The following is a 14130-nucleotide window of genomic DNA, read 5'->3' as shown; positions in this document are numbered from 1 at the left end:
AAAAAGTGCGGTCAATTTTGACCGCACTTTTTTATGTATTGAAACTTGCCTATCGACCATTTCGTTCAAAGAATAAGACTGTCGCCGCAACACGTGAGTGAACGTTAAGTTTACGAAGTAAGTTACGAATATGCACTTTAACCGTTTCTTCAGAAATAAAAAGCTGACCCGCAATTTGTTTATTAGATAAACCTGTTGCGATTAAACGTAATACATCCATTTCACGATCGGTGAGTGAATCCATTGGATCAACGGTATGTTTGCGTTCTAAAAGTAAATTTTTAATCGAATCACTTAAAATCACTTCGCCTTGTGCAATACGTTTAATTTGCTCAAGCAGCACATCTGGCTCAGTATCTTTCAATAAATAGCCATCTGCACCCGCATCGATGAGAGTGAAAATATCATTTTTTGCATCAGATACGGTTAAGATCAAAATTCGCGCATCAACACCTTCTGCACGCAGGCCTTTGAGTGTGTCTAAACCAGAAAGACCTTTCATATTCAGATCTAAAATGATTAAATCTGGGGATTCTTGAATCGCAATGGAAGTGCCTTCTGTACCGCTTCCTACATCAGCAACGACTTCAAAATTCTCTTCTAATTCAACTAATTGTTTGATACCACGACGCATTAATGGATGGTCGTCGATAATTAATACTTTTAACTTTTCTTGCATAATATTCTCCAAGAGATAAGCGGACGAACATTCTATCGCCTGAAGGCGAAAACATCCACAGCCTTAGATTATTTCTCAATAGATTTTCGAACGAGAGATTCTATCGGGATTTTGCCTATCTTCCAATGCATAATTTTAATTTGCAGATAAATTTGATTTATCTCAAACAATGCTTTTTGATTTAGCTATTCGTAAGTCCTTTTGCTTTTAAATTTGAACGGCATAATACGCATGCCACTTTCTGTCGGATGCAATTGATAAAATTGCGGGTAATTAAAATTCCGTTGCACCATTTTATACGGATTTTTACAATCTTTCGAGCCGAGTGATTGATAAATCTGATTCACTTCACGCACTTTATCATCTTTTGAACCTTCACATTGACGATAAATTTCGAGACGATTCTTTTCATCTAATAAATAAACGTTAAAGCTATTATCGGCATTATCTTCAAAGAAGAATTGTAAAAAACCTTCACTGGCAAACAAATCAATTTCAGGCGGATACCGACGGGCTTCCGGAATAATTTCTTTTTCTTCCAACTGAGTTGGTAAAACGTCCTCAAAATTGACCGCACTTTCTTTTCCACCCTCAATAGGTTGCAAACTGATCCCTTTTTCTTCAAAGAAAAATTGCCAGTTTTTCCCTGCCACACGTAAACGGGAGTGCGTTGTTGGGCGACTATCGCCTAATTGAATACTGATACAACGGTTTACAAGTATGCTCACCAAGTTTCGTAATGTGCGGTTGTAGTGTTTACTGTAACAGAAAACCTGTACAGAACGAGGCTGATTCACACCTTGATCAATTTTATTAGAAAGCACTTTTAAGGCAAGCAAAATCGCATTCTGCCCTTCAAAATGTAAAGTCCGAATTTCATTCCACACATTACGGTAAGTGAAATCAATGCTTCCTACCAAACTCTGTTCTAACTGACCAAAACTGAATAAATCACTTGGGGAAATATTGGATTTAAGCTCTTCGACTTGTGCAGTTGGGTCATTCACCAAATTCACCGCAATAAACAAATCACAGATTTCGCACTGCGAAGAAAGTGCCTCATTTGTCGGAACTTGGCTATTTGTATGCGGGAAAAATAACCGCAAATCAGCCACAAAATTACGTAAAGTAAGTTGGTCGATATTTTGGCTGATTAAGTGCAAATGGGTTTCAGCCGTCAATAAGCGATTAAAATAAGCCCATGCGACAACTTGATTTAAACTTTCACCGTATTCAATCACACGTTCTTTCGAGAACATAATGTGGTGTGGAGGCTGATTAACCATATACCACCCATCCTTAAAATTCTTATTGCCGTGAACTTCGATAAATGTGAGGTGATCTTCCGCTAAATTATGCGAAATCTGTGGATTCAGTAGTGTGATTTTACCGGGTAATTCTTCAAAAGCAGTATAAAGTTTGCGAGACAATACCGTAATATCTTGCGGAATCACGCTAGAATTAATTTTGTGTTTGCGTGCAAAATCCACCAGATTTCGATAACTCATCATCAAGAAATTCACTAAATTATTGTGACTTTCTTTCACCCGTTTAATTTTCCAATTTGGACGTTGATCCAATTCTTCAATGCGCTCTTTTGACCAGCCCCATTCTTGAGCCATCATTTTCATATAAGAAATACGCCAGTTTGAGGCGTGATATAACGCAAAGTCTTCTGTGGCTTTCACATAAAAACAAGAACGCACAAAATCAAGGCGCTTAAATTCTGAATGTGCGGTCAAATATTGACTAATTCTCTCTAGAATCGCGATATAAGGGTCAAAATGGTGTGCAGCGGTACTGCGACCGGACAGTAAATCTTCTTTAAATTGACGAGCAATTAAATGGGCATTTGGGTATTCTTGGGCATAGGTTTCCAACAATAAGATTTTCATCACTGATTTATACGGTGAATCAATACCTTTATAAAGTTGCCATAAACTCGCACCGAAATATTCACTGGCAGAGAATTGCCCCAATCCACCAAAATCCACCCAATCATTTGGATTAAGCTCACCTTCTGCCACTAGACGCGCAACTTCAGCTTCATATTGTTTTTCATCTTCCACCCACAAGTGGAGCCACAATAATGGTTTACCCGAAAGGCGTACAGCAGAACGATAAAATTCTTCCAATAACAACATATATTGAGCAGAACCGCTGTTTTCTTTAGTTAATGGATCGGAATAACGCTCATTACGGAAACGTTTTTGCGTCATCAAATAAAAATGCATTTCCACATGAAATGTGGATGCCCATTGAGTGATTTTCTTCGTTTTTTCCGCTAAGCGCTGCTGATCTTGTTCAGATAAATCATCTTGATGGCAGATCCAAATATCCAAATCCGAAGCTGAGGTTTGGCTAATAGATCCAAAACTGCCCATCACATAAATACCTAAGATCGGTGTGAAAACAGCATCAGAATTGACCGCACTTTGCACATATTCGACAAGTTCGGGATGTTCTTTTGAGAGAAAATTTTGCTGATAATTGGAAAGGATAAAATCGGCAATGCCTGCAGGGGCATCTTCCACATAACCCGGCAGAGCTGGATGATTAAGATGCAACAACAGCGGCACCAAAGAGACAATGTGTCGGAATGCATCACCAGAGCCCAATAATGCACGATCAAAACGACGTTTATCTAGAGTTTCGATACATTTTCGGGCTTGAGTGAGATCGTATTTCAAGGCTTCCTACCTATGACCATATAACTGATATTACTGTACCACTTAGCTCATCAGAAATCAAAAATTTAAATGATCTGACTTTTTGCCCTAAAAATGGTAGCATAGGGCATAATTCTATTTAAAATCAGCGGTATTTATGGCAGTACTTAAAACCTTAAAAATAGCGACTCGTCAAAGCCCTTTAGCCCTTTGGCAAGCGAATTTTGTAAAAGATCAATTAGAGAAATTTCATCCAACGCTTTCTGTTGAATTAGTTCCGATGGTAACAAAAGGCGATGTCATCCTAGATTCTCCTTTAGCTAAAATTGGCGGAAAAGGCTTATTTGTTAAAGAGTTAGAAAATGCTTTACTCGAAAAACGTGCCGATATTGCCGTCCATTCAATGAAAGACGTACCGATGGAATTTCCGGAAGGTTTAGGGTTAAGTGTGATCTGTAAACGTGAAGATCCGCGCGATGCTTTCGTCTCCAATACATACTGTTCATTAGATGAATTACCACAAGGTGCTATTGTTGGAACCTCAAGCTTACGTCGTCAATGCCAATTGAAACAATTACGCCCTGATCTTGATATTCGCTCTTTACGTGGCAATGTGGGCACCCGATTAAGTAAATTAGACAATGGCGAATACGATGCCATTATTTTAGCCTCAGCCGGCTTAATTCGTTTAGGACTAGCAGAACGCATCGCCTCATTTATTGAAGTAGAACAATCTTTACCGGCTGCCGGACAAGGTGCAGTTGGCATTGAATGCCGCGTTGATGACGAAGAAGTGAAAGCGTTACTTGCTCCACTTGCAGATGCGACCACGACGACTTGTGTTTTGGCTGAGCGTGCAATGAATACCCGCTTACAAGGCGGCTGCCAAGTACCAATCGGTGGTTATGCTATTGAGCAAGATGGCGAAGTTTTCTTGCGAGCACTCGTCGGAGAAACCGATGGCTCTGCGATTATTCGAGCAGAAGGTAAAAGTGCGGTTGAAAATGCCGAAGCATTAGGTGTGAGCATTGCAGAACAACTTCTAGCACAAGGCGCAGATAAGATTCTGGCGAAGATTTATTCAGCATAGGAAATCACCATGGCCGTACTAGTCACTCGCCCTGATGAACGAGGAAAAGCCCTAGTTGACCAGCTGAATCAAGCCGGTGTGGTTGCCTTGCACTTGCCTTTGCTTTCTATTGAAGCAGGGGCAGAATTGGCACAATTACCGATGAAACTTAATCAGCTAAAAAGTGGTGATTATGTGTTTTTGGTTTCCAAAAGTGCGGTCGATTTTGCGGATAAAACCCTGAAAGATATTGGCTTTAGCTGGCGTCAAGATTTACAATACTTTACAGTTGGACATAGAACGGCACAGCATTTTTCCTGTCAAACTGAATGCACTGTTCGTTATCCAATTACGTCGGAAAATACCGAAGGCGTGCTAAATTTACCGCAAATGACAGAATTAACAGATAAAAACTTGTTAATTTTACGTGGCAACGGCGGACGAGAATTACTGCGCGAACAAGCCACACTACGCGGTGCAACTGTTGATACAGTCGAATGTTATCAACGCACACCGATTAGTTATAATAACGAAGAGCAAACCAGTATTTGTATTCGTTCTGGTGTACAAACCCTTGTAGTAACAAGTCTTGAAATTTTGCAGGCGTTAATCGAATTTGTGCCTGAAAATGAACAAACTTGGCTAAAAAATTGCTGTTTAGTCACGGTAAGCCAACGCATTGCTGATGTTGCAATACAACAAGGTTGGCATAATGTGGTGGTTTCCGCCGGTGCGGACAATCAAAGTTTACTTAATACCTTACTTAATGAAGTAACTCCCCTTTCTCACTAAGGAAAAGATATGGCGAAAGAGAAATTAACCCCTGAAACGACAGATGAAATCCAAGCAACAGATGCGGTGGAAATTCAAACTGAAGATCGCGAGCCTGTTGCGCCACGTACACAAACCGTTGTGAAGAAAAGTGGTACTGGATTAAGTTTATTGGCTATTCTCATTGCACTTGGCGTGGGTGGTGCCGGTTATTATTTTGGTCAACAACAAGTGGATGAATTCCAACAAAAATTGACCGCACTTGAAGCTCAAATCAATAATAAAACGGCGGTTTCAGCACCTGCTCAAGACGTAAAATTTGATACCACACAACTTGCTCAATTAGAATCTGCGAATAAAGCAACACAAGACAAAATTGCACAAGTAGAAGAACTAATCAATGCTAAATCACATGAGTTAGTTGGCTTACAATCACAAATTAATAAAGTGAGTGCGCAAGCTAATGCTCAACAACCTACTGATTGGTTATTCTCAGAAGCCGATTTCTTACTCAACAATGCATTACGTAAATTAGTGTTAGATAATGACGTGGATACAGCGGTTTCACTCTTAAAACTCGCTGATGAAACTCTTGCTAAAGTGAATAACTCACAATCAGCAGCTATTCGTAGTGCCATTAATCAAGATCTGAAACAACTTCTCTCCGTAACTGGCGTGGATCAAAATGCGGTCATGCAAAAATTATCGCAATTAGCCAATACGGTTGATGAGTTACCTGTGTTAGATGTGAATTTTGGTGATGACCAAAATGCAACAAAATTGTCAGATTCTCTTTCAGATTGGGCGGAAAATGCAGAAAAAAGTGCGACTTCATTCTTGAACCACTTTATCCGCATTTCACCGAAACATGGTGCAGATCGCAAAGAATTATTAGCGCCAAACCAAGATATCTACTTACGTGAAAACATTCGTTTACGCTTACAATTAGCAATTATGGCAGTGCCTCGTCAGCAAAACGAACTTTATAAACAATCTCTAGAAGCTGTTGCATCTTGGATTCGTAGCTATTTTGATACCAATGCTGAAGTAACTCAAAGCTTCTTAAAATCAGTGGATGAATTATCTGAATTGTCCATCTATGTGGATGTGCCAAGCCAATTACAAAGCTTAAGCATGCTTGATAAATACTTAAACCGTACACCTTTAGATGTACAAAAAGTGGAAATCGAAGCAGAAAAAGCGGTTGATAATTCACCAAGAAAAGAAGAAGTAAAACCAGCACCTGAAGCGAAAGCTGAAGAGCCAAAAGCGGAAGAAAAACCCGCTGAAGCACCAGCTGCACAACCGGCAACTGAACCCCAACAATAAGGATAGATAATGTTTAGAGTTCTCTTTTTAATGATCGCCTTACTTGCCGGATTGATTGCAGGACCTTACCTCTCCGGTCAGCAAGGTTATGTCAGAGTTGAAACGGCAAACACCGTGTATGAAATGTCACTTACCACATTAGTCCTTCTCTTTGTGGTCGCACTTGCAGTGATTTATACATTAGAGTGGATTGTTACCCGTTTCTTCCGTTTAAGTAGCAATACCTATAACTGGTTTTCTCGCCGTAAACGTGTGAAAGCACAACGTCAAACCCTTGAAGGCTTGATGAAAATGAATGAAGGCGATTATGCCAAGGCAGAAAAACTGATTGGTAAAAACGCGAAACATTCTGCAGAGCCAGTATTGAATCTGATTAAAGCCGCGGAAGCTGCTCAACAACGCGGTGATGAATTCAGCGCAAACCGTTATTTAATTGAGGCTACGGAGCTTGCTGGTTCAGATAATCTACTGGTCGAAATTGCCCGTACCCGTATTTTATTACAACAAAATAAATTACCGGCAGCGCGTAGTTCTGTTGATAGCTTGCTTGAAATGTCAGATCGTAACAAAGAAGTATTAAAACTTGCTGCTGAAATTTATAGCCGCTCCAAAGCTTATCAAGCACTTGATGGCATCTTAGATTTAATCGAAGGTTCAGGATTATTCTCAGCTGAAGAATTTAAAGCGCTTCAACAAGAAACAGAAAATGGCTTGTTAGATGAGAAAATGAATGAAGAAGGCGTTGAAGGTCTGCTTGCTTGGTGGGAAGCTCAACCACGCCGCCGTCGCAATGACTTAGAGTTAAAAACCGCTTTAATTCAACGTTTGATTGATTGCAACGACCATGAGTCAGCTTATGAATTCACGCTTGAAATCATGAAAAAATTGGGTGATAACACCCCAATCAGCCCTGAACTTTGCACGCAAATCACTCGTTTACAAGCAGAAGATAACAGCAAACTACTCAAGTTAGTGGAAAAACGCGCAAAACGTGCCGATGAAAGCCAACGTTGTTGTCTCAATCGTGCATTAGGCTATCTTTATGTGCGTAATAACGATTTTGCTAAAGCAGCAGAAGCATTTAAAGAAGTCACTGCTTGCCCAACTCAGCTTCAACCAAATGATGTCATGATGGCATCTTATGTGTTCGAACAAGCTGGCGACAAAGCAGCAGCGGAAAAAATTCGTCAGGACAGTTTAAAATCAGCCATGTCTATTCAAGATAAACCGGTTGAAATACAAGATGAACCAAAAACAGACGAAGAACCAACCGCACTTATTGCGAAACGTGATTAAAATAAACAAAGACGGGGCTGAATAAAGCCCCGTTTTTTATTCTTTCTCTCTTGCAGATCTTATTTGAAACGTATCTCTTATTACATTTCATTATAAATAATGCATTTCCATTCTTTTCTCACCGATTCAAAATTTTTTACTATATCGTTACGCAAACGATTAAATTATAAAAAATGAATTGGGATTATATTTTAAGCGTCACCCCACGTTTTATTCATGCGACGCTGATGACGCTTCATCTTGCCTTTTGGGGCATTTTATTGTCGCTAGTGATTGGTGTGATTTGTGCGGTGATTACCACCTACAAAGTCAAATCATTAACTTGGTTAGTAAAAGGCTATATTGAACTTTCTCGTAATACGCCTTTATTAATTCAAGTATTTTTTCTCTATTTTGGGCTTTCTAAAATTGGCCTGAAATTAGATGGGTTTACTTGCGGTATTATCGGCCTGGCATTTTTAGGTGGAAGCTATATGGCAGAAGCCATTCGCGGAGGCCTAGAAGCGGTATCAAAAGGACAAATTGAGTCAGCCTTAAGTATCGGCCTAACTCCTTTTCAAGCTTTTCGCTATGTCATTTTCCCACAGGCCTTTGCAATTGCGACACCTGCAATTGGTGCAAATTGCTTGTTCTTAATGAAAGAAACCTCTGTGATCAGTGCTGTTGCTGTTGCTGAACTCATGTTTGTCGCAAAAGAAGTCATTGGGCTCGATTACAAAACCAATGAAGCCTTATTTTTATTAGTGGTATTTTATTTGATCATTCTATTACCGATGTCTCTGTTCATCAGTTATTTAGAACGCCGTACTCGGAGAGCAAAATATGGGGCTTGAGTTATTATTCCAAGGCAGCAACATTGAACGCTTGCTCAACGGTTTATGGGTAACAGCTGAAATTGCATTCGTTTCTGTCTTCTTCGCCTGTATTTTAGGTGTCATTTTTGGCGTAATCATAACAAGCAGAAATCCAATTATCAAAGCCATCTGCCGCTTTTATTTAGAATTTGTGCGCATCATTCCATTATTAGCGTTACTTTTTCTCGCGTATTTCGGTTTAGCAAAATGGTTTGATATTCACTTAGATGGCATTTCTGTATGTATTTTGGTGTTTATTTTCTGGGGAACGGCAGAAATGGGCGATTTAGTGCGTGGTGCATTAACGTCCATTGAAAAACATCAAGTGGAATCAGCCTATGCTTTAGGCTTAACGCCGTTTCAAACCTTTGTGTATATTTTACTTCCGCAAAGTTTAAAACGTGTGACACCAAGTGCTATTAACCTCTTTACTCGCATGGTAAAAACCAGCTCTTTGGCGATGTTAATTGGTGTAGTCGAAGTGATTAAAGTCGGTCAACAAATTATTGAGCATTCATTATTTAGTAATCAATCGGCGGCGCTTTGGATTTACGGTGTCATTTTCGGTTTATATTTTGTGATTTGTTACCCGCTATCCTTATTTTCCCGTTATTTAGAAACCCGTTGGGAAAGTTAATTTTAATTAGGAAAACACATGGCGTTATTAGAAATTAAAAACCTCGTCAAAAATTACGGTGATGTAGAAGCACTCAAAGGCATCAATCTTTCCATAGAGAAAGGCGAAGTTGTCGTGATTTTAGGTCCATCGGGTTGTGGTAAAAGTACTTTTTTACGCTGCCTAAATGGCCTAGAGGAAATAAAGAGCGGTCAGATTTTGCTGCAAAATGCAGGAGAGTTAGGCAAAGACATTCCTTGGGTCAAAGCGCGTCAACGCATTGGGATGGTATTCCAAAGTTATGAACTCTTCGCTCATTTATCAGTGATTGACAATATTTTACTCGGCCCTTTAAAAGTACAAAAACGCGATCGTGCAGAAGCTGAAAAACAAGCCGATGAGTTACTTAAACGCGTAGGTTTATATGACCGAAAAAATGCCTATCCACGTGAACTATCCGGTGGACAAAAACAGCGAATTGCCATTGTACGTTCACTTTGCATGAACCCTGAAATTATTCTGTTCGATGAAGTGACCGCAGCCCTTGACCCTGAAATGGTACGTGAAGTACTTGATGTGATCTTAGGTCTTGCCAAAGATGGCATGACGATGCTCATCGTTACCCATGAAATGAATTTTGCCCGTCAAGTGGCTAATCGCATCGTGTTTATGGATAAAGGGCAAATTATTGAACAAGCAAAACCGGAAGATTTCTTCACGAATCCAACCACGGATCGTGCGAAAACATTCTTAAATATCTTAAATTATGAACCGAGAGGGACAAACTATGAAGAAAACATTTAAAACATTGACCGCACTTTTCGCTACTGCCACCTTAGCATTTGGCTTAACCGCATGTAATGATAAAGAACCCGCTAAAGACGGGGCAAAAACAGTTTCAAGCCTTGAGCAAATACAAAAAGATGGCAAAGTGCGCATTGGTGTATTTAGCGATAAACCACCATTTGGTTATGTAGATGCGCAAGGCAAAAGCCAAGGCTTTGATGTTGAAATTGGTAAAGCGATCGGTAAAGATTTATTAGGTGATGAAAACAAAGTGGAATTTGTTTTAGTGGATGCCGCAAACCGTGCTGAATACTTACTTTCTAAGAAAGTTGATATTATTCTCGCCAACTTTACTGTAACCCCAGCACGTAAAGAAGTGGTAGATTTTGCGAATCCATACATGAAAGTAGCACTCGGTGTCGTCTCAAAAGATGGTTCTGTGATTACTGACCTTGAACAATTAAAAGGCAAAACTTTAATCGTAGATAAAGGTACTACTGCTGATATTTTCTTCACCAAAAACTATCCAGATGTGAAGTTATTAAAATTCGAACAAAATACAGAAACCTTTGAAGCCTTACGTGATGGTCGTGGTGATGCATTATCTAATGACAATACCTTCTTATTCGCTTGGGCAAAACAAAATCCAGGTTATACCGTAGGCGTAAAAAACTTTGGTGATCAAGATGTTATTGCACCAGCTGTTCGCAAAGATGCACCTGAATTGTTAAATTGGTTAAACAACGAAATCCAAACCTTAGGCAAAGATGGTCGTTTAAAACAAGCTTACGAAAAAACCTTATTGCCAGTTTATGGTGATACTGTCAGCGAAAGCGATATCGTGGTTGAATATAAATAATTCTCCCACATTCACTTCTCCTTTAGTCCAACTCAAGGAGAAGTGAAAACTTACTAAGTTTTGACCGCACTTCCAATTTTAAATGCGAAATATGTTTTTTCTAGATATATGCCTATTTTACCCTTCAACAGCATTTCTTGTATTATCACTTTATAACATCTAAATTTGATAATGATTCTTATTTATGGCAATATTCTGATGTTTTATTCAGACAGGAGTTTATATGCAAAAAAAATCAACAATTCGTTTAATTTTGGCCGTTCTATTACTGACTTTTGGTATCACTACTCAAGCAGAAATAAAAACAATCAAAGATGTATTAGGACGAGAAGTTAACGTTGATGTGCCCGTAAAAAATGCCGTGTTAGGCTTTTACTATCCTGATTACATTGCTGTTACGGGTGTTGAAAATTTTAAATATGTTAAAGGTATCTCACGTGAATTTTGGGAAAAATTTAATCCAGGAAGTTGGGCATTGTTTTCTGAAAAAATGCCTGAACTCAAAAATATTGCTGATATTGGTAATGTAAATACAGGAACTTTCTCAACCGAAAAAACCTTGGCATTAAAACCTGATGTATTGATTCTTGCAGAATGGCAATATCAAACTATTGGTTCCGAACTACCAAAGTTAGAACAAGCTGGCGTTCCAATTATTGTTGTCGATTTTAATGCTCAAAGTGTAGAACGACACACCCAAAGCGCAAAGATTTTTGGGCAACTTGCAGGTACCGAAGAACGAGCAAATAAAATTGCAGATGAATATGCTCAAGGCATTACTGATATTCAAAAACGTGTAAAAGAGGCTAACCTACCTAAACCTAAAATCTATGTAGAATTTGGCAATAAAGGTCCTAGTGAATATAGCTTTACCTTTGGTAAAAATATGTGGGGTGCTATTGCTGAAACTGTTGGCGGGGATAACGTAAGCGCGCCTTTTGTCGAAAATTGGGGACCAATTAATCCAGAACAACTTCTTGCCGCACAACCTGAAGTGATTATGATTTCTGGCACAGAAATGGGGCATGAAACTAACGATGAAATGATGGCGATGGGAATAAACATCAATGAACAGGATGCACAAAAACGCCTAAAAGGTTTCTTAACCCGTGCAGGGTGGCAAGATTTACCTGCAGTTAAAAACCACCGTGTTTACGGTATTTATCATACGGCTTCTCGCTCACTAAGTGATCTAGCAGCCGCTCAATTTATGGCAAAAGCACTTTACCCAAAACTTTTTGAAGACATAGACCCACAAAAAACCTTTATGGATTTCCATAAAAACTATTTGCCTATCATACCTAGTGGTACGTTTTTTATTAAATTGAAAGATTAAACAATTCATAAGGTGAGCGATGCTCACCTTTTTTATATTCTCACTGCCTTTCATAAGTGAAAACTCCTTTATTTTTGACCGCTCTTTGGAAGATGCGGTGTAAATCTCGCCTTTAATGGCATTCTTTCCTGAATACGTTCCCGATTAATCTGTAACGCCGCCTCTGTGGCTTCATAGTCCAACCATAAACTTGGATCATCGGGTAATGTTTCATTCCAAATATACTGCACGTTAAAGCCTCGCGCCTTACATTCCGCATGCAATGCATCATACCGTTTCTTTAAAAACGCCAATTTATTAAAGAAAAAGCGCACATGCCCTTCACCTAATTTATATTCCGCAGGCTGTCCTTTTAAGTGATATTTACCTTTCGCCACGGCGTTAGGAATGCGGGTTAATTCACGATGCTCCGCTAAAAGATGCTGATCACAAAGCTCCTCAGGTGGAACAAGATTAATTCGAGTCATAAATCATACCAAAGAAAAAGCAACATAGTACGGGGCGTAAAGGTATTTGTCTATCTCATAATAAATACGATTCAAAAGATTAATTATTTTTCTTTGATTTTCACATGAATCAACCTTTGTTAAACTCATTAAAAATATCGCTATTGAAGGAACCCGCATGTCTGTCAAAACATTTGAAAGATTGACCGCACTTTTAGATAAACATCAAGCACGCTATCGCGTGGTTGAGCATCCGACTGCAGGGAAATCTGAGGAAGTGGCTAAAATCCGTGGTACAGAATTAGGGCAAGGGGCAAAAGCGCTAGTATGCAAAGTGAAAGGAAATGGCGTAAAACAAGCAGTGTTAGTTATATTGCCGGCTGATCAACAATCTGATTTAAGCAAAGTGGCGGCCTATTTAGGCGGCACGAAAGCCTCGCTTGCTAGTCCTACAGAAGTAGATACCCTAACTGACTGTGTATTTGGTGCAATTCCGCCTTTTAGCTTTCATCCTGATTTGTTATTAATTGCCGATCCTAGCTTACTGTCTCGTTATGATGAATTAGCATTTAATGCAGGTACGTTAGAACGCTCTATTATTCTCAATACACAAGATTATGCCTCAATCGTTCAGCCCACATTAGTGGATGTAATAAAAACCGAATAGAGAAAAGATTGGTTGTCTTTCATTTGATTGATACAATGCTTCCGTTTTTCTATTAATTGGACATCTCATGAAAAAATATCTTAAAGCATTTATTCTTTTACCGTTGATTATTCAAATTATTGGCACTATTGGCCTAATGTTCGCAAACAATGATGCCGATGGATTTCAATCTTCAGCGATTACCGTCTTTATCGTGGCTGCGGTACCGACTTTTCTCATTACACTTTGGGCAGCATTTCACCGTTATGCGAGTTATCACGTAAAAGCTATCGCATTAATTTCGGTACTAATTGGATTTTGTTATACCGTCGTAGCGGGGATCTTTTATGCAACGCTAGTAAATGATATGGGATTTGGCGAATGGTTACGTGCAGGAGGATTAGAAATTACCTGCTTAATGGCCGCAGGTTTGGCGCTTTATTCTGTTATGGTACTACCGCTCTTGTTACCGAAAGAACGCCCACTATAAGGCGATTTGAGGCGAATATTGAGCAGTTAAATCCACCAAATCTGCTAATGAAATTGACCGCACTTGATTGTTTTCTGGCAAAAGTGCGGTTAAATTTCGAGCCAAAACATCTTGCTCCAACACAAAACATTGCCCTTTGCATTGAGTAAACATTTCTCCGTACTTTACCACTAGCAACACACCGTCTTGCCATAAAACCACCGCATCATTTTCCGTGATGTCAGTCAAATAACGTTGAATGTCTGTCTCAGAATAATGAGCTTGAGAAAAGGTATAAAGCATAA

The 14130-nt window shown here is 39.3% G+C and carries 15 protein-coding genes; 11 read left to right on the top strand and 4 right to left on the bottom strand.

From position 1 onward, the window contains the following. Positions 1 to 49: 49 nt before the first annotated feature. Complete coding sequence (locus tag HMPREF2732_RS03225; RefSeq protein ID WP_070591097.1) at positions 50 to 679, bottom strand: response regulator; 630 nt, start codon at positions 677 to 679, stop codon at positions 50 to 52. A 185-nt stretch (positions 680 to 864) separates the two neighbouring features. Further along, the gene (locus HMPREF2732_RS03220) at positions 865 to 3369 is read right to left on the bottom strand and encodes a class I adenylate cyclase (RefSeq protein WP_070591093.1); all 2505 of its coding nucleotides are present in this window, start codon (positions 3367 to 3369) and stop codon (positions 865 to 867) included. Positions 3370 to 3505: 136 nt separating this feature from the next. Here HMPREF2732_RS03220 and hemC point away from each other — a divergent pair, with 136 nt between their 5' ends. The 9 genes from hemC to HMPREF2732_RS03175 all read left to right on the top strand — a co-directional run bounded on the left by hemC (position 3506) and on the right by HMPREF2732_RS03175 (position 12264). After that, positions 3506 to 4438 carry a hydroxymethylbilane synthase gene (hemC, locus tag HMPREF2732_RS03215; RefSeq protein ID WP_070591091.1) on the top strand — a complete coding sequence of 311 codons (933 nt, stop codon included), beginning with the start codon at positions 3506 to 3508 and terminating at the stop codon, positions 4436 to 4438. Positions 4439 to 4447: 9 nt separating this feature from the next. Next, a complete protein-coding gene (locus HMPREF2732_RS03210) occupies positions 4448 to 5209 on the top strand; it encodes a uroporphyrinogen-III synthase (RefSeq protein ID WP_070591087.1) in 762 nt (253 codons plus the stop codon). Between the two features lie 9 nt (positions 5210 to 5218). After that, positions 5219 to 6517, top strand: a complete 1299-nt coding sequence (locus HMPREF2732_RS03205) for a uroporphyrinogen-III C-methyltransferase (RefSeq protein WP_070591084.1) — start codon at positions 5219 to 5221, stop codon at positions 6515 to 6517. A gap of 9 nt (positions 6518 to 6526) precedes the next feature. Further along, positions 6527 to 7813, top strand: a complete 1287-nt coding sequence (locus HMPREF2732_RS03200; protein ID WP_070591081.1) for a heme biosynthesis protein HemY — start codon at positions 6527 to 6529, stop codon at positions 7811 to 7813. Between the two features lie 173 nt (positions 7814 to 7986). Beyond that, the gene (locus HMPREF2732_RS03195; protein ID WP_070591079.1) at positions 7987 to 8646 is read left to right on the top strand and encodes an amino acid ABC transporter permease; all 660 of its coding nucleotides are present in this window, start codon (positions 7987 to 7989) and stop codon (positions 8644 to 8646) included. Beyond that, entirely contained in the window at positions 8636 to 9304 is a 669-nt protein-coding gene (locus HMPREF2732_RS03190; RefSeq protein ID WP_070591077.1) for an amino acid ABC transporter permease, read from the top strand. The genes HMPREF2732_RS03195 and HMPREF2732_RS03190 overlap by 11 nt, the downstream gene beginning before the upstream one ends. Before the next feature lie 18 nt (positions 9305 to 9322). Beyond that, complete coding sequence (locus HMPREF2732_RS03185; protein WP_005699182.1) at positions 9323 to 10087, top strand: amino acid ABC transporter ATP-binding protein; 765 nt, start codon at positions 9323 to 9325, stop codon at positions 10085 to 10087. Then, positions 10071 to 10928, top strand: coding sequence for a cysteine ABC transporter substrate-binding protein (locus tag HMPREF2732_RS03180; RefSeq protein ID WP_014064400.1), 858 nt, complete (start codon positions 10071 to 10073; stop codon positions 10926 to 10928). The genes HMPREF2732_RS03185 and HMPREF2732_RS03180 overlap by 17 nt, the downstream gene beginning before the upstream one ends. 223 nt (positions 10929 to 11151) lie before the next feature. Further along, positions 11152 to 12264: an ABC transporter substrate-binding protein gene (locus tag HMPREF2732_RS03175; RefSeq protein ID WP_049356856.1), complete on the top strand. Its 1113-nt coding sequence runs from the start codon at positions 11152 to 11154 to the stop codon at positions 12262 to 12264. Positions 12265 to 12332: 68 nt separating this feature from the next. Here the strand turns inward: HMPREF2732_RS03175 and HMPREF2732_RS03170 are convergent, their stop codons facing one another. Continuing rightward, positions 12333 to 12731, bottom strand: a complete 399-nt coding sequence (locus HMPREF2732_RS03170) for a pyrimidine dimer DNA glycosylase/endonuclease V (protein ID WP_049356858.1) — start codon at positions 12729 to 12731, stop codon at positions 12333 to 12335. A gap of 157 nt (positions 12732 to 12888) precedes the next feature. Between HMPREF2732_RS03170 and HMPREF2732_RS03165 the strand changes: the two genes are divergently transcribed. Then, positions 12889 to 13377, top strand: a complete 489-nt coding sequence (locus HMPREF2732_RS03165) for a YbaK/prolyl-tRNA synthetase associated domain-containing protein (RefSeq protein WP_070591073.1) — start codon at positions 12889 to 12891, stop codon at positions 13375 to 13377. Between the two features lie 67 nt (positions 13378 to 13444). Beyond that, a complete protein-coding gene (locus tag HMPREF2732_RS03160) occupies positions 13445 to 13846 on the top strand; it encodes a hypothetical protein (RefSeq protein WP_005699125.1) in 402 nt (133 codons plus the stop codon). On the opposite strand, the gene HMPREF2732_RS03155 is transcribed toward HMPREF2732_RS03160, so the two are convergent. Then, on the bottom strand, positions 13841 to 14128 hold the full coding sequence (locus tag HMPREF2732_RS03155; protein WP_070591069.1) for a DsrH/TusB family sulfur relay protein: 288 nt from the start codon (positions 14126 to 14128) through the stop codon (positions 13841 to 13843). The two genes, HMPREF2732_RS03160 and HMPREF2732_RS03155, sit on opposite strands and share 6 nt — an antisense overlap. Between the last annotated feature and the right edge of the window lie 2 nt (positions 14129 to 14130).

Origin of the sequence: Haemophilus sp. HMSC061E01 (genome assembly GCF_001810345.1) — a bacterium.
GTDB lineage: Bacteria > Pseudomonadota > Gammaproteobacteria > Enterobacterales > Pasteurellaceae > Haemophilus_D.
The sequence above is the reverse complement of the archived record's forward strand: the minus strand, read 5'-3'. Positions and strand labels throughout refer to the sequence as shown.